This window comes from Variovorax sp. GW458-11-26-14-LB1, from assembly GCF_059423965.1.
This window is the reverse complement of the sequence record NZ_JBWKYW010000035.1, coordinates 35,337-56,579: the sequence shown is the minus strand read 5'-3', so window position 1 is coordinate 56,579 and position 21,243 is coordinate 35,337. Positions and strand designations below refer to the sequence as shown.

At 67.0% G+C, this 21,243-nt stretch carries 20 protein-coding genes; 19 read left to right on the top strand and 1 reads right to left on the bottom strand.

From position 1 onward, the window contains the following. The first annotated feature begins 141 nt into the window (after window positions 1-141). The 8 genes from AC07YS_RS21505 to AC07YS_RS21470 all read left to right on the top strand — a co-directional run bounded on the left by AC07YS_RS21505 (window position 142) and on the right by AC07YS_RS21470 (window position 10,502). Window positions 142-4,887, top strand: a complete 4,746-nt coding sequence (locus AC07YS_RS21505) for a glutamate synthase-related protein (protein ID WP_495270007.1) — start codon at window positions 142-144, stop codon at window positions 4,885-4,887. Between the two features lie 35 nt (window positions 4,888-4,922). Continuing rightward, entirely contained in the window at window positions 4,923-6,401 is a 1,479-nt protein-coding gene (locus AC07YS_RS21500; RefSeq protein WP_495270008.1) for a glutamate synthase subunit beta, read from the top strand. A gap of 65 nt (window positions 6,402-6,466) precedes the next feature. Beyond that, window positions 6,467-7,330 carry an ABC transporter ATP-binding protein gene (locus AC07YS_RS21495; protein WP_062471736.1) on the top strand — a complete coding sequence of 288 codons (864 nt, stop codon included), beginning with the start codon at window positions 6,467-6,469 and terminating at the stop codon, window positions 7,328-7,330. Then, window positions 7,327-8,109, top strand: a complete 783-nt coding sequence (mlaE, locus tag AC07YS_RS21490; protein WP_062471733.1) for a lipid asymmetry maintenance ABC transporter permease subunit MlaE — start codon at window positions 7,327-7,329, stop codon at window positions 8,107-8,109. Before AC07YS_RS21495 ends, mlaE begins: the two co-directional genes overlap by 4 nt. A 41-nt stretch (window positions 8,110-8,150) precedes the next feature. Continuing rightward, window positions 8,151-8,639, top strand: coding sequence for an outer membrane lipid asymmetry maintenance protein MlaD (gene mlaD, locus AC07YS_RS21485; protein WP_062471729.1), 489 nt, complete (start codon window positions 8,151-8,153; stop codon window positions 8,637-8,639). Continuing rightward, window positions 8,636-9,385, top strand: coding sequence for an MlaA family lipoprotein (locus AC07YS_RS21480; RefSeq protein ID WP_070059937.1), 750 nt, complete (start codon window positions 8,636-8,638; stop codon window positions 9,383-9,385). The genes mlaD and AC07YS_RS21480 overlap by 4 nt, the downstream gene beginning before the upstream one ends. A 166-nt stretch (window positions 9,386-9,551) precedes the next feature. Beyond that, window positions 9,552-10,214, top strand: a complete 663-nt coding sequence (locus AC07YS_RS21475) for an MlaC/ttg2D family ABC transporter substrate-binding protein (RefSeq protein ID WP_492743310.1) — start codon at window positions 9,552-9,554, stop codon at window positions 10,212-10,214. A 12-nt stretch (window positions 10,215-10,226) separates the two neighbouring features. Continuing rightward, entirely contained in the window at window positions 10,227-10,502 is a 276-nt protein-coding gene (locus AC07YS_RS21470; protein WP_495270009.1) for an STAS domain-containing protein, read from the top strand. A gap of 4 nt (window positions 10,503-10,506) precedes the next feature. Here the strand turns inward: AC07YS_RS21470 and AC07YS_RS21465 are convergent, their stop codons facing one another. Then, complete coding sequence (locus AC07YS_RS21465; protein ID WP_495270010.1) at window positions 10,507-11,865, bottom strand: serine hydrolase domain-containing protein; 1,359 nt, start codon at window positions 11,863-11,865, stop codon at window positions 10,507-10,509. Window positions 11,866-12,269: 404 nt separating this feature from the next. On the opposite strand from AC07YS_RS21465, the gene AC07YS_RS21460 reads away from it, so the two are divergent. Genes AC07YS_RS21460 through hisH form a run of 11 tightly spaced genes read left to right on the top strand, consistent with a single transcriptional unit; the run spans window position 12,270 to window position 21,195 of the window. Further along, window positions 12,270-13,217, top strand: coding sequence for an ABC transporter ATP-binding protein (locus AC07YS_RS21460; protein ID WP_070059934.1), 948 nt, complete (start codon window positions 12,270-12,272; stop codon window positions 13,215-13,217). Further along, window positions 13,214-13,978 carry an ABC transporter permease gene (locus AC07YS_RS21455; RefSeq protein WP_070059933.1) on the top strand — a complete coding sequence of 255 codons (765 nt, stop codon included), beginning with the start codon at window positions 13,214-13,216 and terminating at the stop codon, window positions 13,976-13,978. The genes AC07YS_RS21460 and AC07YS_RS21455 overlap by 4 nt, the downstream gene beginning before the upstream one ends. A gap of 19 nt (window positions 13,979-13,997) precedes the next feature. After that, complete coding sequence (locus AC07YS_RS21450) at window positions 13,998-14,240, top strand: BolA family protein (protein ID WP_062471708.1); 243 nt, start codon at window positions 13,998-14,000, stop codon at window positions 14,238-14,240. Between the two features lie 42 nt (window positions 14,241-14,282). Continuing rightward, the gene (murA, locus tag AC07YS_RS21445; protein ID WP_062471705.1) at window positions 14,283-15,572 is read left to right on the top strand and encodes a UDP-N-acetylglucosamine 1-carboxyvinyltransferase; all 1,290 of its coding nucleotides are present in this window, start codon (window positions 14,283-14,285) and stop codon (window positions 15,570-15,572) included. Next, on the top strand, window positions 15,569-16,210 hold the full coding sequence (gene hisG / locus AC07YS_RS21440; RefSeq protein WP_390346376.1) for an ATP phosphoribosyltransferase: 642 nt from the start codon (window positions 15,569-15,571) through the stop codon (window positions 16,208-16,210). Before murA ends, hisG begins: the two co-directional genes overlap by 4 nt. A gap of 11 nt (window positions 16,211-16,221) precedes the next feature. After that, a complete protein-coding gene (gene hisD, locus AC07YS_RS21435) occupies window positions 16,222-17,544 on the top strand; it encodes a histidinol dehydrogenase (RefSeq protein ID WP_495269542.1) in 1,323 nt (440 codons plus the stop codon). Window positions 17,545-17,581: 37 nt separating this feature from the next. Beyond that, window positions 17,582-18,409: a hypothetical protein gene (locus AC07YS_RS21430; protein WP_095949881.1), complete on the top strand. Its 828-nt coding sequence runs from the start codon at window positions 17,582-17,584 to the stop codon at window positions 18,407-18,409. A 12-nt stretch (window positions 18,410-18,421) separates the two neighbouring features. Beyond that, window positions 18,422-18,802 (top strand): hypothetical protein, encoded by a 381-nt coding sequence (locus tag AC07YS_RS21425; protein ID WP_095743766.1) that lies wholly within the window; start codon window positions 18,422-18,424, stop codon window positions 18,800-18,802. Then, on the top strand, window positions 18,799-19,902 hold the full coding sequence (gene hisC / locus AC07YS_RS21420; protein WP_495262616.1) for a histidinol-phosphate transaminase: 1,104 nt from the start codon (window positions 18,799-18,801) through the stop codon (window positions 19,900-19,902). The genes AC07YS_RS21425 and hisC overlap by 4 nt, the downstream gene beginning before the upstream one ends. After that, complete coding sequence (hisB, locus tag AC07YS_RS21415; protein WP_062471688.1) at window positions 19,899-20,516, top strand: imidazoleglycerol-phosphate dehydratase HisB; 618 nt, start codon at window positions 19,899-19,901, stop codon at window positions 20,514-20,516. Before hisC ends, hisB begins: the two co-directional genes overlap by 4 nt. Before the next feature lie 19 nt (window positions 20,517-20,535). Then, entirely contained in the window at window positions 20,536-21,195 is a 660-nt protein-coding gene (gene hisH, locus AC07YS_RS21410; protein WP_307695396.1) for an imidazole glycerol phosphate synthase subunit HisH, read from the top strand. The last annotated feature ends 48 nt before the right edge of the window (window positions 21,196-21,243 follow it).

The following is a 21,243-nucleotide window of genomic DNA, read 5'->3' as shown; positions in this document are numbered from 1 at the left end:
TGCTGTTTTTAATATGTCCCCAATTTAATTCTGACAAGAAAACTCAAGATTTAATATGAATCTGACCCCCATTAAAGTGTTTGGCATTCTTTGTGCATCGCAATATGCTCCCTTTCCCTGCGAAAACTGAAGGAGCACGCCATGACGACGGCTGCCGAGATTCAACACCTCCAAGAACACGGTCTGTATTCCGGTGCCGATGAGCACGACGCCTGCGGCGTCGGCTTCGTCGCCCACATCAAGGGCGAGAAGAGCCACGCCATCGTGCTGCAGGGCCTGAAGATCCTCGAGAACCTCGACCACCGCGGCGCCGTCGGCGCCGACAAGCTGATGGGCGACGGCGCGGGCATCCTGATCCAGCTGCCCGACCTGCTGTACCGCGAAGAAATGGCCAAGCAGGGCGTCACGCTGCCCCCGCCCGGCGAATACGGCGTCGGCATGATCTTCCTGCCCAAGGAACACGCCTCGCGCGAAGCCTGCGAACAAGAGATGGAACGCGCCATCAAGGCCGAAGGCCAGGTGCTGCTCGGCTGGCGCGATGTGCCGGTCAACCGCGACATGCCGATGTCGCCCACCGTGCGCGAAAAGGAACCACTGCTGCGCCAGATCTTCATCGGCCGCGGCAACGACGTGATCGTGCAGGACGCGCTGGAGCGCAAGCTGTACGTGATCCGCAAGACCGCCAGCGCCAACATCCAGCGCCTGAAGCTCAAGCACAGCAAGGAATACTACGTTCCGAGCATGTCCAGCCGCACCGTGGTCTACAAGGGCCTGCTGCTCGCCGACCAGGTCGGTACCTACTACCTCGACCTGCAGGACAAGCGTTGCGTCTCGGCCCTGGGCCTCGTGCACCAGCGCTTCTCGACCAACACCTTCCCCGAGTGGCCGCTGGCCCACCCGTACCGCTACGTCGCCCACAACGGCGAAATCAACACGGTCAAGGGCAACTACAACTGGATGAAGGCGCGCGAAGGCGTGATGTCGTCGCCCGTGCTCGGCGCCGACCTGCAGAAGCTCTACCCGATCAGCTTCGCCGGCCAGTCCGACACCGCCACCTTCGACAACTGCCTCGAGCTCTTGACGATGGCCGGCTACCCCATCAGCCAGGCCGTGATGATGATGATTCCCGAGCCCTGGGAACAGCACGCCACCATGGACACGCGCCGCCGCGCGTTCTATGAGTACCACGCCGCCATGCTCGAGCCGTGGGACGGCCCGGCCTCCATCGTGTTCACCGACGGCCGCCAGATCGGCGCGACGCTCGACCGCAACGGCCTGCGCCCCTCGCGCTACTGCGTGACCGACGACGACCTGGTCATCATGGCCTCCGAGTCGGGCGTGCTGCCCGTGCCCGAGCAGAAGATCGTGCGCAAGTGGCGCCTGCAGCCCGGCAAGATGTTCCTCATCGACCTGGAGCAGGGCCGCATGATCGACGACGAGGAGGTCAAGGCCACCCTCGCCAACAGCAAGCCCTACAAGCAGTGGATCGAGAACCTGCGCATCAAGCTCGACAGCGTCAAGGCCGAACCGGCCGCGATTCCCGTGAGCCAGGTCGCGCTGCTCGACCGCCAGCAGGCCTTCGGCTACACCCAGGAAGACATCAAGTTCCTGATGAGCCCGATGGCACAGGCCGGCGAAGAGGGCATCGGCTCCATGGGCAACGACAGCCCGCTGGCCGTGCTCTCCAGCAAGAACAAGCCGCTGTACAACTACTTCAAGCAGCTGTTCGCGCAGGTGACCAACCCGCCGATCGACCCGATCCGCGAAGCGATCGTGATGTCGCTGGTGTCCTTCATCGGCCCCAAGCCGAACCTGCTGGACATCAACCAGGTCAACCCGCCGATGCGGCTCGAAGTGAGCCAGCCCATTCTCGACTTCGCCGACATGGCGAAGCTGCGCGACATCGGCCGCTACACGCAGGGCAAGTTCAAGAGCTACGTGCTCGACATCACCTACCCGCTGGGCTGGGGCGATGAAGGCGTCGAAGCCAAGCTGGCCTCGCTGTGCGCCGAAGCGGTCGATGCCATCAAGGGCGGCCACAACATCCTGATCGTGAGCGACCGCGGCGTGGGCCCGACGCAAGTGGCGATCCCCGCCGTGCTGGCGCTGTCGGCCGTGCACCAGTACCTCGTGCGCGAGGGCCTGCGCACCACGGCCGGCCTCGTGGTCGAGACCGGTTCGGCGCGCGAAGTGCATCACTTCGGCGTGCTCGCCGGCTACGGCGCCGAAGCCGTGCACCCGTACCTCGCGATGGAAACGCTGGCGGCCATGCACGCCGACCTGCCGGGCGACCTGAGCGCCGACAAGGCGGTCTACAACTACGTCAAGGCCATCGGCAAGGGCCTGTCGAAGATCATGTCGAAGATGGGTGTCAGCACCTACATGAGCTACTGCGGCGCCCAGCTGTTCGAAGCCATCGGCCTGAACACCGAGACGGTGAACAAGTACTTCACCGGCACCGCCAGCCGCGTGGAAGGCATCGGCGTCTTCGAGATCGCCGAAGAAGCCATCCGCATGCACAAGGCCGCCTTCGGCGACGACCCCGTGCTCGCCCACATGCTGGACGCCGGCGGCGAATACGCCTGGCGCACCCGCGGCGAAGAGCACATGTGGACGCCCGACGCCATCGCCAAGCTGCAGCACAGCACGCGCTCCAACAACTGGAACACGTACAAGGAATACGCGCAGCTCATCAACGACCAGAACCGCCGCCACCTCACGCTGCGCGGCCTGTTCGAGTTCAAGATCGATCCGGCCAAGGCCATCCCGGTGGATGAGGTCGAAGCCGCCGCCGAGATCGTCAAGCGCTTCGCCACTGGCGCGATGTCGCTGGGCTCGATCAGCACCGAGGCACACGCCACGCTCGCCATTGCCATGAACCGCATCGGCGGCAAGAGCAACACGGGCGAAGGTGGTGAAGACCCCGCGCGCTACCGCAACGAACTGAAGGGCATTCCGATCAAGCAGGGCGACACGCTCAAGAGCGTGATCGGTGCGGCCAACGTCGAGGTCGACCTGCCGCTGAACGACGGCGACTCGCTGCGTTCGCGCATCAAGCAGGTCGCGTCGGGCCGCTTCGGCGTCACCGCCGAGTACCTGCATTCGGCCGACCAGATCCAGATCAAGATGGCGCAAGGTGCCAAGCCGGGCGAGGGCGGCCAGCTCCCGGGCGGCAAGGTCACCGAGTACATCGGCAAGCAGCGTTATGCGGTGCCGGGCGTGGGCCTCATCTCGCCGCCGCCGCACCACGACATCTACTCGATCGAAGACCTCGCACAGCTCATCCACGACCTGAAGAACACCGCGCCGCACGCCAGCATCAGCGTGAAGCTGGTGAGCGAGATCGGCGTCGGCACCATCGCCGCGGGCGTGGCCAAGTGCAAGAGCGACCACGTCGTGATCGCGGGCCATGACGGCGGCACGGGCGCATCGCCCTGGTCGTCGATCAAGCACGCGGGCAGCCCGTGGGAAATCGGCCTGGCCGAGACGCAGCAGACGCTGGTGCTCAACCGCCTGCGCAGCCGCATCCGCGTGCAGGCCGACGGCCAGATGAAGACCGGCCGCGACGTCGCCATCGGCGCGCTGCTGGGCGCCGACGAGTTCGGCTTCGCCACCGCGCCGCTGGTGGTCGAGGGCTGCATCATGATGCGCAAGTGCCACCTGAACACCTGCCCGGTGGGCGTGGCCACGCAAGACCCGATCCTGCGCAAGAAGTTCTCGGGCAAGCCCGAGCATGTCGTCAACTACTTCTTCTTCGTCGCGGAAGAAGTGCGCCAGATCATGGCCCAGCTGGGCATCCGCAAGTTCGACGACCTGATCGGCCGCGCCGACCTGCTCGACATGCGCAAGGGCATCGAGCACTGGAAGGCCTCGGGCCTGGATTTCAGCCGCCTGTTCGCGCTGCCGATCGTGCCGGCCGACGTGCCGCGTTTCCATGTCGAGAACCAGGACCACGGCCTCGAGCGTGCGCTCGACGTGAAGCTCATCGAGAAGTCGCGTCCCGCCATCGACAAGGGCGAGAAGGTGCAGTTCATCGAGGTGGCGCGCAACGTCAACCGCTCGGTGGGCGCGATGCTCTCGGGCGCGCTGACCAAGGTGCATCCTCAGGGCCTGCCCGACGACTCGATCCGCATCCAGCTCGAAGGCACGGGCGGCCAGTCGTTCGGCGCCTTCCTGGCGCGCGGCATCACGCTGTACCTGATCGGCGATGCCAACGACTACACCGGCAAGGGCCTCTCGGGCGGCCGCGTGGTGGTGCGCCCCAGCCTGGACTTCCGCGGTGAAGCCGCGCGCAACACCATCGTCGGCAACACCGCGCTGTACGGCGCGACCACCGGCGAGGCCTACCTGTGCGGCGTGGCCGGCGAGCGCTTCGCGGTGCGCCTGTCGGGCGCCACGGCGGTCATCGAAGGCACCGGCGACCACGGTTGCGAATACATGACCGGCGGCACGGTGGCCGTGCTCGGCAAGACGGGCCGCAACTTCGCGGCCGGCATGAGCGGCGGCGTCGCCTTCGTCTACGACGAAGACGGCCAGTTCGCCTCGCGCTGCAACCTCTCGATGGTGTCGCTCGACAAGGTGCTCACCTCGGCCGAGCAGACCGCCAGCGTGCATCGCAAGATCTGGCACGGCGGCGAGACCGACGAAGCGCAGCTCAAGAAGCTGCTCGAAGAGCACCACCGCTGGACCGGCAGCAAGCGCGCGCGCGAGCTGCTCGACAACTGGGCCGAGTCGCGCACCAAGTTCGTCAAGGTGTTCCCGAACGAGTACAAGCGCGCGCTGGCCGAACTGCACGACCGTCAGGTCGAGCTGGCCAGCAGCGGCAACAACGCCCACGTCGGCCTCGAGCCGCACGCACTGGCCGCGCCCGCCACGGCCGCCGTCTGAGCGCGCCATAGATACGAAGAACAGAGGAAAGCACGATGGGAAAGATCACCGGCTTCATGGAGCATGAGCGCATCGAAGAGGGCTACAAGCCTGTCGAAGAGCGCGTCAAGCACTACAAGGAATTCGTCGTCGGCCTGAACACCGACCAGGCCAAGGTGCAGGGCGCACGTTGCATGGACTGCGGCACGCCGTTCTGCAACAGCGGCTGCCCGGTCAACAACATCATTCCGGACTTCAACGACCTCGTGTACCGCGACGATTGGCAGAACGCCTTCGCGGTGCTCGACTCGACCAACAACTTCCCCGAGTTCACCGGCCGCATCTGCCCCGCGCCCTGCGAGGCGGCCTGCGTGCTCAACGTGAACGACGACGCGGTCGGCATCAAGTCGCTGGAACACGCGATCATCGACCGCGCCTGGGGCGAAGGCTGGGTGGCGCCGCGCGTCGCCAAGCACAAGACCGGCAAGAAGGTCGCCGTGGTGGGCTCCGGCCCGGCCGGCATGGCCGCCGCGCAGCAACTGGCGCGCGCCGGCCACGACGTCACGCTGTTCGAGAAGAACGACCGTGTCGGCGGCCTGCTGCGCTACGGCATTCCCGACTTCAAGATGGAGAAGTCGCACATCGATCGCCGCGTCGAGCAGATGAAGGCCGAGGGCGTGACCTTCCGCACCGGCGTGATGGTCGGTGCCGCCAAAGACCCGCTGGGCAAGGGCTCCAAGGTCACCAACCTGGCCAAGGAAACCGTCACGCCCGAGCAGCTGCAGAAAGACTTCGACGCCGTGGTGCTCACCGGCGGCGCCGAGCAGTCGCGCGACCTGCCGGTGCCCGGCCGCGATCTCGACGGCATCCACTTCGCGATGGAGTTCCTGCCGCAGCAGAACCGCGTCAACGCGGGCGACAAGGTCAAGGGCCAGCTGCGCGCCGACGGCAAGCACGTCATCGTGATCGGCGGCGGTGACACCGGCTCCGACTGCGTGGGCACGAGCAACCGCCACGGCGCCGTGAGCGTCACGCAGTTCGAACTGATGCCGCAGCCGCCGGAAGAAGAGAACCGTCCGCTGACCTGGCCCTACTGGCCGATCAAGCTGCGCACCAGCTCCAGCCATGAAGAAGGCTGCGAGCGCGAGTTCGCCATCTCGACCAAGGAATTCATCGGCGAGAAGGGCAAGGTCACCGGTCTGAAGACCGTGCGCGTCGAGTGGAAGGACGGCAAGATGCAGGAAGTGCCCGGCAGCGAGCAGATCCTCAAGGCCGACCTGGTGCTGCTGGCCATGGGCTTCATCAGCCCCGTGGCCACCGTGCTCGACGCCTTCGGTGTCGAGAAGGACGCCCGCGGCAACGCGCGCGCCACGGTCGACTTCATCGGCGGCTATGCCACCAATGTGCCCAAAGTGTTCGCCGCCGGCGACATTCGCCGCGGCCAATCGCTGGTGGTGTGGGCAATTCGCGAGGGCCGTCAAGCGGCGCGTTCGGTCGACGAATTTTTGATGGGATTCAGCGACTTACCGCGCTGATTTTTGTTTCAGTGAAGCGGCGCCGTTCGCGGCCCCGTTATCATCCGCGGAAACCGCATGCCGGGATGCCTGAGAAGGCGCCCGGCTTTTTTATTGAGATGGACCCAGCCACACCCACGTCTTCCTCCTTCGTCGAATTCCGCGATGTCACGTTCGGCTACGGCGCGCGCGCGATCCTCGACGGCGTGTCGTTTTCCGTGCCGCGCGGCAAGGTGACGGCGTTGATGGGGGCATCGGGTGGCGGCAAGACCACCGTGCTGCGCCTCATCGGCGGCCAGCAGCGCGCCCAACGTGGCGAGGTGCTGTTCGACGGGAAGGATGTCGGCCACTTCGATGTCGCGACGCTGTATGCGGCGCGGCGCCGCATGGGCATGCTGTTCCAGTTCGGTGCGCTGTTCACCGACATCAGCGTGTTCGACAACGTGGCCTTTCCGCTGCGCGAGCACACGCAGCTGTCGGAAGCGCTGGTGCGCGACATCGTGCTCATGAAGCTGGACGCTGTCGGCCTGCGCGGCGCGCGCGACCTGATGCCCAGCGAGGTGTCGGGCGGCATGGCGCGGCGCGTGGCGCTGGCGCGCGCGATCGCGCTCGACCCCGACCTCGTGATGTACGACGAACCCTTCGCGGGGCTCGATCCGATCTCGCTCGGAACGGCCGCGCGGCTGATCCGCCAGCTCAACGATGCGCTCGGCCTCACCAGCATCATCGTGTCGCACGACCTCGAGGAAACCTTCCGCATCGCCGATCACGTGATCATCCTGGCCAACGGCGGCATCGCCGCGCAGGGGCGGCCCGACGAGGTGCGCGAGAGCGCTGATCCGCTGGTGCATCAGTTCGTCAATGCGCTGCCTGACGGGCCGGTGCACTTCCACTATCCGGGCGTCAGTATCGAAGACGATTTCGGGAACCGGGAAGGGGGGCGCTCATGACCTGGTGGAAGCCCGCCGACGTCGGCTTTGCCGTGCGCAGCCAACTGGCCGACATGGGCCATGCGGCCAAGCTGTTCCTGCGCCTGCTCGGCCCGGGCGCGCAGATCATGCGCCGCTTCGGGCTGGTGCGTGACCAGATCCATTTCCTGGGCAACTACTCGCTCGCCATCATCGGCGTGTCGGGCCTGTTCGTGGGCTTCGTACTCGGGCTGCAGATGTACTACGCGCTGCAGCGCTACGGCTCGTCCGAGGCGCTCGGCCTGCTGGTGGCGCTGAGCCTCGTGCGCGAACTCGGTCCCGTGGTCGCGGCCCTGCTGTTCACCGGCCGGGCCGGAACCTCGCTGACTGCCGAGATCGGCCTCATGAAAGCCAACGAGCAGTTGAGCGCCATGGAAATGATGGCGGTCGACCCGGTGCAGCGCATCCTCGCGCCGCGCTTCTGGGCCGGCGTCATCACCATGCCGCTGCTGGCGGCCGTGTTCAGCGCGGTCGGCATCATGGGCGGCTATGTCGTGGGCGTGCTGATGCTGGGCGTCGACCCGGGCGCGTTCTGGGGCCAGATGCAGGGCGGCGTCGATGTCTGGCGCGACGTCGGCAACGGCGTCATCAAGAGCATCGTGTTCGGATTCACCGTGACCTTCGTCGCGTTGCTGCAGGGCTTCGAGGCCCAGCCGACGCCCGAGGGCGTGTCGCGCGCCACCACGCGCACCGTTGTGATGGCGTCGCTGGCGGTCTTGGGGCTCGATTTCTTGCTCACCGCCATGATGTTCAGTATCTAAAGGGGCCTCGGCTCCATCGTTCTAGACAGAGAGTGCAAACCATGCAACGTTCCACCAACGACATCTGGGTCGGCCTGTTCGTGCTGATCGGCGGCGCCGCCTTGCTGTTCCTGGCGCTGCAGTCGGCCAACCTGCTGAGCCTGAACTTCCAGAAGACCTACACGGTCACCGCGCGTTTCGACAACATCGGCGGACTCAAGCCCCAGACGGCGGTCAAGAGCGCTGGCGTGGTGGTCGGTCGTGTGGAATCCATCGCGTTCAACGACAAGGCCTTTCAGGCCGATGTGACGCTTGCGCTGCAAAACCGTTACAGTTTTCCCAAGGACAGCTCGCTCAAGATCCTGACCAGTGGCCTGCTCGGCGAGCAGTACATCGGCATCGAGGCGGGCGCCGAGGAAAAGAACCTGCAAGCCGGCGACACCATCACCGCGACCCAATCGGCCGTGGTGCTGGAGAACCTGATCAGCCAGTTCCTGTACAGCAAGGCAGCCGAGGGGAATACGGCGCCGGGAACAGCCAACAAGAAATGACCACACGACTTTTTTCGTCGACTGCTATTAAAAGTGTAGCTAGCTCCGCCCGTTGGGCCACCGCCACCGTCGGTTTCGCCCTCGTGGCCGGATGCGCCACCGGATCCGGCGCAAGCCCGACCGACCCTTTCGAGCCGTACAACCGCGGCATGACGCGCTTCAACGACACCGTCGACGAGGCCGTGCTGGAGCCCGTGGCCACTGCCTACCAGAACGTGGTGCCCTCGCTGGTGCGCCAGGGCGTGACCAACTTCTTCAGCAACCTCGGTGACATCTGGAGCCTGGCCAACAACGTGGCCCAGCTCAAGCTGCAGAACAGCGCCGAGACCTTCATGCGGCTGAACGTCAACACCTTCTTCGGCCTGGGCGGCCTGCTCGACGTCGCTTCCGAGGCGCGCCTGCCGCGCCACGAGGAAGACTTCGGCCAGACGCTGGGCTACTGGGGCGTGGGCGCCGGTCCGTACGTCGTGTTGCCGTTGCTCGGCCCTTCCACGCTGCGCGACACGATCGCCCGGCCGCTCGACATGTACGGCGACGCGCAGGGCCACATCCACGACATCGCCTGGCGCAATTCGCTGGCGGGCCTGCGTGTCGTGGACACCCGCTCGCGCTACCTGGGCGCCACCCGCCTGCTCGACGAAGCCGCGCTCGACAAGTACTCGTTCACGCGCGATGCGTTCCTGCAGCGCCGCCGCAACCAGGTCTACGACGGCAACCCGCCGGACGACGACAACGCCGGCAAGTGACGGCAAAAGAGGGCGGACGGGGTGGTCCTGCTTGCATCCGGTTGCAAGGCTTCACCTCCGCTTCAGGAACCCGGTCGGCCTGGCGCCTGTCGAAACCGTTCCTGTCTCAGCACGGAGCCATTGGCTGCACCGTGCAGGGAAGACAATTCAACCTGAGGGACTCACCATGAACAACAAGATCTTGCTGCAACGACGCGACCTGGGCCGCCTGGCATTGGCCGGCGCGCTGCTGTTCGGCGCTGCCACCGCCTTCGTGCATCAGAGCGCATTCGCGGCCGACGAAGCCCCCGACGCGCTCGTCAAGCGCCTGTCGACCGACGTGCTCGAGACCATCAAGGCCGATTCGTCGATCAAGGCCGGTGACATCAACAAGATCATGCTGCTGGTCGACAGCAAGATCATGCCCAACGTCAATTTCCAGCGCATGACCGCCTCGGCCGTTGGCCCGGCCTGGCGCCCGGCCACGCCCGAGCAGCAAAAGCGCCTGCAGGACGAGTTCAAGACCCTGCTCGTGCGCACCTACGCCGGCGCGCTCGACCAGGTGAGTGACCAGACCGTCACCATCCGCCCGTTCCGCGGCGCGCCCACCGACACCGACGTGCTCGTGCGTACCGAGGTGAAGGGCCGCGGCGATCCGGTGCAACTGGACTATCGCCTCGAAAAGACGCCGGGGCAGGGCGCCGGCTGGAAGGTCTACAACCTGAATGTGCTGGGCGTGTGGCTGGTCGACACCTACCGCACCCAGTTCGCGCAGGAAATCAACAAGAGCGGCATCGATGGCCTGATTGCCGCGCTGGCCGCGCGCAACAAGGGCAACGGCAAGGGCTGACGGGCGCACGCCATGCTGGTCCTTCCCTCCCGACTCACCCACGACGAGGCTCCTGCCTGCATGCGCATGCTGCAGCAGGGGCTCAAGGGCCAGGCCGATTCGTCGTCCACCGTGGTCGACGCCACGGCACTGGCCCAGTTCGATTCCTCCGCGCTGGCGGTGCTGCTCGAGTGCCGGCGCGAATCCAGCGCGCTGGGCCGGGGGTTCTCAGTCAAGGGCCTGTCGCCGCGCCTGCGCGAGCTGGCCGCGCTGTACGGCATCGCGGGCCTTTTGCCCGCTGCGCCCTGACCCCCTAGCGCGTGCGTGGCACCGCTGCGGTCAGCAGCGTGAGTGCCTTGTTCAGGGTCGAGGTCGCGAATCGCTCCCCCTTGGAGTGGCCGATGCGCACGACGACGAGATCGTGCGACGGAATCACGAGCACGAACTGGCCCCCTGCGCCGAGCATGTAGTAGGCCGTCGTCGGCGCCGCCAGTGCCCCCGTTCCATTGATCCAGAAAAATCCCCCGTAGATGGGGCGCTGGTCTGCGGTCCAGGCCGGTGCGGCCGTGCTCACGAAGTTGACGAACCCCTCGGGAAGAATGCGCTCCCCGTTCCACACGCCGTCCTGCAGGTAGAGGTTGGCCAGCCGGGCCCAATCGCGGGCCGACATGAAGTCGTAGCCTTGCGTGAGGAAGTTGCCGTAGGGGTCGGTCTCGATCACCATGGAGCGGATGCCGATCTTGTCGAAGATGGCGCGCTGCGGGAACGAGAGGTACTCTTCGCCGCGCTTCTCGACTCCAAGGCGGACCAGGTAGTTGGCAAGCACCGGATCGGTGTTGCGGTAGCGGCCCACCGTGTTGGGCGGCCATTGCTGCGGCCGGGTCGCAGCGTAGTTGAAGGCGTTGATCCGGCCCGTGTAGTAGTAGATGTGATCGGGGTAGGTGCCGTTGGGGTCGAAGTCCGGATCGTCCGGGGCCTTGATGCGCAGCCCGCTGGACATGCGCAGGATGTCGGCAATGCGGATCTGCTGGCGGCCGTCGCCGGCACCTTGCCATTCGGGAATCGGCGCGGGCTGGTCGAGCTTGTACACGCCCTGCTTGATCAGCACGCCCATCATCGTGGCCACGACGCTCTTGCCCATCGACCATGATTCGAGCGGCGTTGTCGCGTTGATGCCGCTCATGTAGCGCTCGCCGATGAGCCGCCCCTTGTGCGTGACCACGAAGGCCGCGGTGTAGGCCTCCGTGGTTTCGAAGGCGGCGCTGAGGGCCTGGTTCACCTTGGCCATGTCGACGTCGGCGGGCGGCGGGTCGTTCGGCAGCACATCGCCCATGGGCCAGGGCACGGTCGTGGGGTCGGCCAGCGCGCTCTTGACATTGACGGGTGTGAAGAAAACGTCGTCCTTGCCGGGCGGCAGCGTGACGCAACCCTGCGAGCCGAAGTGGCGGGCCACCAGCGTCGGACCGCCGCTGGGCATCGTGATGCGGACCTCCTTCTTGGTGCGGTCGACCACCGGCGCACCCACCTTCTTGCGCTGTTCGTACGGCCCCGTGAAGTACCCGATGGTTTCGGCGGCGACTGCAGGATCGAGTCCGGTGATGAAGACCGCCGAGCACATGGCCTTGGCATAGCCGGACGTGTTGTGCTCCAGCACATCGCCGGGTGGTGGCACGTAGGGCGTGTCCAGCTCCAGGCACTTGGCGCGCGCAATGAGTGCATCGCGGGCTGGCAGCTGGACCGAACCGGCAGATGAAGCGCAAGGTTGGGCGGTGCCACCCCCTGCGCCAGCGCCAGCGCCGCCGCCAACAAGGGCGATGCCGCCACCACCTCCGCCGCCACCACCTCCTCCCCCGCAAGCAGTCAGCACCATCGCCAGGAGCAGGGCGGCAACGGTTGGGAGGGGGCTGCGGGTCAAACACTTCATTGGCGTTCCTCGCGATGGGCGGTTGCGGTGCGCAAAATCGGCACCGGCGGGATTGTGGGTGAACTTCGGGCCGATGCCTAGCGCGGCCGGCTCCCCGCGTTCACCCCTGAACAGCGCCGAAAAACCCACCGCCCGTAAAATCGCGGGCTCCCATGCCCGCGATCTCATTCCAGTCGGTCTCCAAGACCTACCCTCCCTCCCGTCAGCAACGCGCCCAAGGCAAGCAGGGGCTGCGTGCGGTCGACGAGGTTTCCTTCCAGATCGAGCCGGGCGAGTTCTTCGGCCTGCTCGGCCCCAACGGCGCGGGCAAGACCACCCTCATCAGCATGCTGGCGGGCCTGTCGCGGCCCACGGCGGGCGCGATCAGCGTGCATGGCTTCGACGTGCAGCGTGACTACGCCGAAGCCCGGCGCCAGCTCGGCATCGTGCCGCAGGAGCTGGTGTTCGACCCCTTCTTCAACGTGCGCGAGTCGCTGCGCATCCAGTCGGGCTACTTCGGCATCAAGAACAACGAAGCCTGGATCGACGAGCTGCTGCAGAGCCTGGGCCTGGCCGACAAGGCCACCGCCAACATGCGCCAGCTCTCGGGCGGCATGAAGCGCCGCGTGCTGGTGGCGCAGGCGCTGGTGCACAAGCCACCGGTCATCGTGCTCGACGAGCCCACGGCCGGTGTCGACGTCGAGCTGCGTCAGACGCTCTGGCAGTTCGTCGCCAAGCTCAACAAGCAGGGCAGCACCGTGCTGCTGACCACCCATTACCTCGAGGAAGCCGAAGCCCTGTGCAGCCGCATCGCGATGCTCAAGCTCGGCAAGGTGATCGCCCTGGATCGCACCAGCGAGCTGCTGAAATCGGCCGCGAGCAATGTGCTGCGCTTCAAGACCGATGCCATGCTGCCCTGGGCCATCGCCCAGCATGCGCGCATCACCGGGCGCATCGTGCAGCTGCCGGCGCAGAACGCGCATGAAGTCGAACAACTGCTGGCCGCGATCCGCGAAGCCGGCGTCGCGGTGGAAGACGTGGAAATGCGCAAGGCCGACCTGGAAGACGTGTTCATCGACCTGATGGCGGGCGAGCAGACGCCGCTGGAGGTGTCGCGATGATGGCGGTCACGGGCTGGCGCGCGCTCCTGTACAAGGAAACGCTGCGCTTCTGGAAGGTCGGCTTCCAGACCGTCGGCGCGCCGGTGCTCACCGCGCTGCTGTACCTCATGGTGTTCGGCCACGTGCTCGAAGGCCGCGTCACGGTCTACGGCACCGTGGGCTACACCGCCTTCCTGATCCCCGGCCTCGTGATGATGAGCGTGCTGCAGAACGCGTTCGCGAACAGCTCGTCCTCGATCATCCAGAGCAAGATCATGGGCAACCTCGTGTTCGTGCTGCTCACGCCGCTGTCGCACTGGGGCTGGTTCTTCGCCTACGTGGGCTCCTCGGTGATCCGCGGGCTGGCGGTGGGCGTGGGCGTGTTCGCCGTGACCGTCTTCTTCGCCGTGCCGAGTTTCGTGGCGCCGGTGTGGATCCTGGTGTTCGCGCTGCTGGGCTCGGCCATGCTGGGTACGCTGGGCCTCATTGCCGGGCTCTGGGCCGAGAAGTTCGACCAGATGGCCGTGTTCCAGAATTTCCTGATCATGCCCATGACCTTCCTGTCGGGTGTGTTCTATTCGATCGGCTCGCTGCCGCCGTTCTGGCAGAGCGTGAGCCACCTGAACCCCTTTTTCTACATGATCGACGGCTTCCGCTACGGCTTCTTCGGGGTGAGCGACGCTTCGCCCTGGCTGAGCTTCGGCATCGTCGGTTCCGCCTGGCTGGTGGTGAGCGCCATCGCTGTCCACCTGCTGCGCATCGGCTACAAAATCCGCGGCTGAACCCGCCTTGCAAGACCCCATGACCGCTGACGAACTCCAAGCCATCATCGCTGCCCATCTGCCGTGCGAGCACATCACGCTCGAGGGCGACGGCCGACATTGGTACGCGACCATCGTCTCGGCCGAATTCGAGGGCAAGCGCGCCATCCAGCGCCACCAGCGGGTCTACGCCACCCTCGGTGCGAAAATGCACACCGACGAGGTGCATGCGCTCTCGATGAAGACCTACACGCCGGCCGAATGGGCCGCCGTGGACAAATGACTTTCCGGCCCCTGCGGGCCTCCTGATTTCGCTGGATCCTTCATGGACAAACTTCTGATTCGCGGCGGGCGTGAGCTTCGCGGCGAAGTGCTCATTTCCGGCGCCAAGAACGCCGCGCTGCCCGAGCTGTGCGCGGCGCTGCTGACCGACCAGCCCGTGGTGCTGCACAACGTGCCGCGCCTGCAGGACGTGTCGACCATGCTCAAGCTGGTGCGCAACATGGGCGTGACGGCCGAGGCCGACGACAACGGCACCGTGCGCCTGAACGCCGGCGAGCTCGGCAACCCCGAGGCCCCCTACGAACTGGTGAAGACCATGCGCGCCTCGGTGCTGGCGCTGGGCCCGCTGCTGGCCCGCTTCGGCCACGCCAAGGTGTCGCTGCCCGGCGGCTGCGCCATCGGCTCGCGGCCGGTCGACCAGCACATCAAGGGCCTGCAGGCGATGGGCGCCGAGATCGTGGTCGAGCACGGCTACATGGTCGCGCGCCTGCCCGAGGGCCGCACGCGGCTGAAGGGCGCGCGCATCCTGACCGACATGGTCACCGTCACCGGCACCGAGAACTTCCTCATGGCCGCCGCGCTGGCCGAGGGCGAGACGCTGCTCGAAAACGCCGCGCAGGAGCCCGAGATCGTCGACCTGGCCGAAATGCTGATCCGCATGGGCGCGAAGATCGAAGGCCACGGCACCAGCCACATCCGCATCCAGGGCGTCGAGAAGCTGCACGGCTGCGAGCACGCCGTGGTGGCCGACCGCATCGAGGCCGGCACCTTCCTGTGCGCCGTGGCGGCCACGGGCGGCGAGGCCTTTCTGCGCCATGCGCGCGGCGACCACCTCGACGCCGTGATCGACAAGCTGCGCGACGCCGGCTGCACCGTCGTGACCGAGCCCGACGGCATCCGCATCGGCTCGCAGGGCCCCGCCTACGACCACCTGAAGGCGCAAAGCTTCAGCACCACCGAATACCCCGGCTTCCCGACCGACATGCAGGCCCAGTTCATGGCCCTGAACGTGATCGCGCGCGGTGCCTCGATGGTCACCGAGACCATCTTCGAGAACCGCTTCATGCACGTGAACGAGATGGTGCGCCTGGGCGCGCGCATCCACGTCGAGGGCAAGGTCGCGATGGTCGAGGGCGTGCAACAGCTCTCGGGCGCCACCGTGATGGCCACTGACCTGCGCGCCTCCGCCAGCCTTGTCATCGCCGGCCTCGTGGCCGAGGGCGAGACGCTGGTCGACCGCATCTACCACCTCGACCGAGGTTATGACCGCATGGAATCGAAACTGCGCGGCCTCGGTGCCGACATTGAACGCGTGACGGGAGCCGCCGCATGATCACTCTGGCTCTTTCCAAAGGCCGCATCTTCGAAGAGACGATGCCCCTGCTGGCCGCCGCCGGCATCGAGGTCACCGAAGACCCCGAGAAATCGCGCAAGCTCATCCTCGACACCACCCGCCCCGATGTGCGCGTGGTGCTGGTGCGCGCTTCCGACGTGCCCACCTACGTGCAGTACGGCGGCGCCGACCTGGGCGTGACCGGGCTGGACGTGCTGCTCGAGCACGGCAACCAGGGCCTGTACCAGCCGCTGGACCTGCGCATCGCGGCCTGCCGCCTCAGCGTGGCCGTGCGCGCCGACTACGACTACGCCTCGGCCGTGAAGCAGGGCTCGCGCCTGCGCGTGGCCACCAAGTACGTGGGCCTGTCGCGCGACTTCTTCGCGAGCAAGGGCGTGCACGTCGACCTGATCAAGCTCTACGGCAGCATGGAGCTGGCGCCGCTCACGGGCCTGGCCGACGCCATCGTCGACCTGGTCTCGACCGGCAACACGCTCAAGGCCAACCACCTCGTCGAGGTGGAACGCATCATGGACATCAGCGCCCGGCTGGTCGTCAACCAGGCCGCGCTCAAGCTCAAGCGCGAACCCATCCGCCGCATCATCGACGCCTTTGCGTCCGCCATTCCCTCCGCCTGAACCTCAAACCCATGACTCTGCAAGCAGCCCCCGCCCGACTGTCCACGAACTCAGCCAGCTTCGACGCTGAATTCAAGGCGCGGCTGCATTGGTCCGCGGACGACGACGCGGCCATCGAGAAGGTGGTGGCCGACATCCTCGCCGACGTGCAAAAGCGCGGCGACGAGGCGGTGCTGGAGTACACCAACCGCTTCGACAAGCTCGACGCGAAGACGTTGCCCGAGCTCGAACTCACGCAGGCCGAGCTGAAGGCCGCGTTCGAAGGCCTCCCCGCGGTGCAGCGCGACGCGCTCGAAGCCGCCGCGCGCCGTGTGCGCAGCTACCACGAGGCGCAGAAGAAGGCCTCCGGCGAAAGCTGGAGCTACCGCGACGCCGACGGCACGCTGCTCGGCCAGAAGGTCACGCCGCTGGACCGCGTCGGCATCTACGTGCCGGGCGGCAAGGCCGCGTACCCGTCGAGCGTGCTGATGAACGCCATTCCCGCGCACGTCGCGGGTGTGGGCGAGATCATCATGGTCGTGCCCACGCCGAAGGGCGAAAAGAACCAGCTCGTGCTCGCCGCCGCCTACGTGGCTGGCGTGACGCGCGGCTTCACCGTCGGCGGTGCGCAGGCCGTAGCCGCGCTGGCCTACGGCACGGCCACCATCCCTGCCGTCGACAAGATCACCGGCCCCGGCAACGCCTACGTGGCCGCCGCCAAGCGCCGCGTCTTCGGCACCGTGGGCATCGACATGATCGCGGGCCCGAGCGAAATCCTGGTGCTGGCCGACGGTTCCACGCCGCCCGACTGGGTGGCCATGGACCTGTTCAGCCAGGCCGAGCACGACGAGCTGGCCCAGAGCATCCTGCTGTGCCCCGACGCCGCCTACATCGACCGCGTGCAGGCCGAGATCGACCGCCTGCTGCCGACCATGCCGCGCGCCGAGATCATCGCCGCCTCGCTCAACGGCCGCGGCGCGCTGATCCACACGAAGAGCATGGAAGAGGCCTGCGAGATCAGCAACCGCATCGCCCCCGAACACCTCGAGGTGAGCAGCAGCGAGCCGCACCGCTGGGAACCGCTGCTGCGCCACGCCGGCGCGATCTTCCTGGGCAACTTCACCAGCGAGAGCCTGGGCGACTACTGCGCCGGCCCGAACCACGTGCTGCCGACCAGCGGCACGGCGCGCTTCTCGAGCCCGCTGGGCGTGTACGACTTCCAGAAGCGCTCCAGCCTCATCGAGGTGAGCGAGGCTGGTGCGCAGGTGCTGGGCCCGATCGCCGTCACGCTGGCCGAAGGCGAGGGCCTGCAGGCGCACGCCGAAGCCGCGCGCATGCGCCTGCGTAAGATCTGAGGCTCCAACAACCCCGCTTCAGGGAGGAGCACGCCAGATGATTCAACGCCTCTATCGCTCGCGATTTTTCCGTTTCGCCACCGGCCTCGTTGCCGGTGCCGCCTTGCTGGCCGCCTGCACCCAGATGCCGCAGAACCGCGCCGAGACGACGGCGATGGCGGCCACGTCCAGTGCTGCAAAGCCCGCACCGGCGCCGGCCCAGCTCGGCACGCAATGGGGCGAAGGCATCGAGTCGAAGACCCGCACGGTGGCTGCCAAGCGCCTGTCCGACCAGCCCGACGACGTGGCCTCGATCGGCTACAACGACGCGGCCAGCGTGCGCCGCGATGCGGGCAGCAACCCCGAGCGCCGGCTGAACCTGCAGCTGGCCCAGGGCGACATCGAATGGTCGGTGCTCGACGAGAACGACCGCCCGCTGCCGTTGCAGCGCGCACGCCGAAGCGGCAATGACATGTTCCGCCTCGCCGGCGTCGAAGGCGCGCGCTACACGCTGCGCTTTCGCAACCTCAGCGATCGCAGCTACGAGGTGATCGCCACCGTCGACGGCCTGGACGTGCTCAACGGCAAGCCCGGCAGCCTGCGCAACGGCGGCTACGTGCTGCGCCCGCAGCAGACGCTCAACATCGAAGGCTTCCGCAAGAGCCAGAGCGAAGTGGCCGCCTTCCGTTTCGCCACGCCGGGCCGTGCCTACGCTGCGAACACCGAGGCTGGCGACGTGCGCAACATCGGCGTGATCGGCGCCGCGCTGTTCGAGCTCGAAGAGCCGAACGCCCCGCGCCGCACCCGCCGCGACGCCTCGCCGTCGCAGCCCAGCGCCTTCCCGGCCGACGGCGCGTACGCGCCGCCGCCGCGCTACCGCAAGTAAGCCAGCGAGGCCATGCAACGCGCCGCCGTCCTGCTGTTGCCGCGCCTGCCGGCGCTGCTGCTCGCCCTGGCGGCCGGTGCGATCGGCGTCGGCGCGCAGGCCATGAGCATCCGCGAACTGCGCACGCTTGAAGCCAACGAGAAGGACGGCAAGGCCTACGCCAGCTACTACCTCGTCGGCGTGCTCGAAGGCCTGCGCGAGGGCGTCGAGTCGTCGCAGCGCAACGGCCAGGTGCCGCCGTTCTGCATCGAGGGCCGCCGCCTCGAACCCTCGATGGCCCGCTCGCTCTACCAGACCGAGCTGAGCCGCAACGCCGACAGCTACGAAGCCGACATGCCCGTGCAACTGGTCATGGCCGGCGCCCTCCGCAACAGCTACCGCTGCACCCGATGACCGTTTCCGATTCTTCCGCCTCCGACAACCGTCTGCCGCTCGACCGCATCCGCGCCGACGTGCGCGCCATGCACGCCTACGCGGTGCAGGACGCGCGCGGCTTCCTCAAGCTCGACGCGATGGAGAACCCCTACGGCCTGCCGCCCGCGCTGCAGGCTGAACTGGGCGCGCGCCTGGGCGCGCTGGCGCTCAACCGCTACCCCGGCGACCGCGGCGCCGACCTGCAGCGCGCGCTGGCCGCGCACGCAGGCCTGCCCGAAGGCTTCGGGCTGATGCTGGGCAACGGCTCGGACGAACTCATCTCGCTGCTGGGCATCGCCTGCGACCAGCCCGGCGCCGCCGTGCTCGCGCCCGTGCCCGGCTTCGTCATGTACGCGATGAGCGCCCAGCTGCAGGGCCTGCGCTTCGTGGGCGTGCCGCTCACGGCCGATTTCGAGCTCGACGAGGCCGCCATGCTGGCCGCCATCGCGCGCGAGAAGCCCGCTATCGTCTACCTCGCCTACCCGAACAACCCGACCGCCAACCTCTGGGACGACGCCGTCATCGAGAAGATCGTGCAGGCCCAGGGCGCGCAGGGCGGCCTGGTGGTGATCGACGAGGCCTACCAGCCCTTTGCCGCCCGCAGCTACATCGACCGGCTCGCGAACCACCGCCACGTGCTGCTGATGCGCACCCTGAGCAAGTTCGGCCTGGCCGGCATCCGCCTGGGCTACCTCATGGGTCCCGCGGCGCTGGTCGCCGAGATCGACAAGGTGCGCCCGCCCTACAACATCAGCGTGCTCAACTGCGAAGCCGCGCTGTTCGCGCTGGAGCACGCGGCCGTGTTCGAGGCCCAGGCGCGCCAGATCCGCGAAGGGCGCGACCAGCTCATGGCCGCGCTGGCCCGGCTGCCGGGCGTGAAGACCTGGCCCAGCGACGCCAACATGATCCTGCTGCGCGTGCCCGATGCCACCCGTACCTTCGAGGGCATGAAGGCCCGCGGAGTGCTGGTGAAGAACGTTTCTAAAATGCATGAACTGCTCGCCAACTGCCTGCGCCTCACCGTCGGAACGGCCGACGAGAACGCGCAGATGCTGGCGGCGCTCGAAGCCTCACTATGACCACCCCCACGACCCCGGGCAGCACCGATCGCATCGCGACGGTCACCCGCCACACCGCCGAGACGAAGATCACGGTCAGCGTCAACCTCGACGGCACCGGCAAGGCCAAGCTCTCCACGGGCATCGGCTTTTTCGACCACATGCTCGACCAGATCGCCCGCCACGGGCTGATCGACCTGGACATCGACTGCGAGGGCGACCTGCACATCGACGGCCACCACACGGTGGAAGACGTGGGCATCACGCTCGGCCAGGCCGTGGCCAAGGCCATCGGCGACAAGAAGGGCATCCGACGCTACGGCCATGCCTATGTGCCGCTGGACGAAGCGCTGAGCCGCGTCGTCATCGACTTCTCGGGCCGCCCGGGCCTCGTGATGCACGTGCCCTTCACCAGCGGCATGATCGGCACCTTCGACAGCCAGCTCACCTACGAGTTCTTCCAGGGCTTCGTGAACCACGCCTTCGTCACGCTGCACATCGACAACCTGAAGGGCGTGAACGCGCACCACCAGTGCGAGACCGTGTTCAAGGCCTTCGCGCGCGCCATGCGCGGCGCGCTGGAGCTCGATCCGCGCTCCGTCGGCGTCATTCCCTCGACCAAAGGTTCGCTCTGAAACTCCCCGGCGAACAGCTATGAAATCTGTAGCAAAGAATTCCGTCGCGGTCGTCGATTACGGCATGGGCAACCTGCACTCCGTGTCGCAGGCCGTGCGCCATGCGGCCGACCAGGTGGGCGTGGAGGTGTTCGTCACCTCCGACCCGGACGTGGTGCGAAAGGCCACCCGCGTGGTGCTGCCGGGGCAGGGCGCCATGCCCGACTGCATGCGCGAGCTGCGCGACTCGGGCCTGCTCGAATCGGTGCTCGAGGCCGCGGCCAGCAAGCCGCTCTTCGGCGTGTGCGTGGGCATGCAGATGCTGCTGTCGCGCAGCGACGAAGGCCCGACCGACGGCCTGGGGCTCATTCCCGGCGAAGTCGTCAAGTTCGACCTGGCCGGTCGCCTGCAGCCCGACGGCAGCCGCTTCAAGGTGCCGCAGATGGGCTGGAACCAGGTGCGCCAGGCCCAGCCGCACGCGGTGTGGGCGGGCATTCCCGACCAGAGCTACTTCTATTTCGTGCACAGCTTCTACGCGTGTCCGGCCGATGCCCGGCACAGCGTGGGCGAGGCCGATTACGGGGCATGCTTTACCGCGGCCATCGCACGCGATAACATTTTTGCCACCCAGTTCCACCCGGAGAAGAGTGCGGACCATGGGCTGCAGCTGTATCGCAACTTCCTCCACTGGAATCCCTGACCTTATATTCCCGCCCGGGCCGCACCGTTCGCAGCCCGGCTTTCGCAC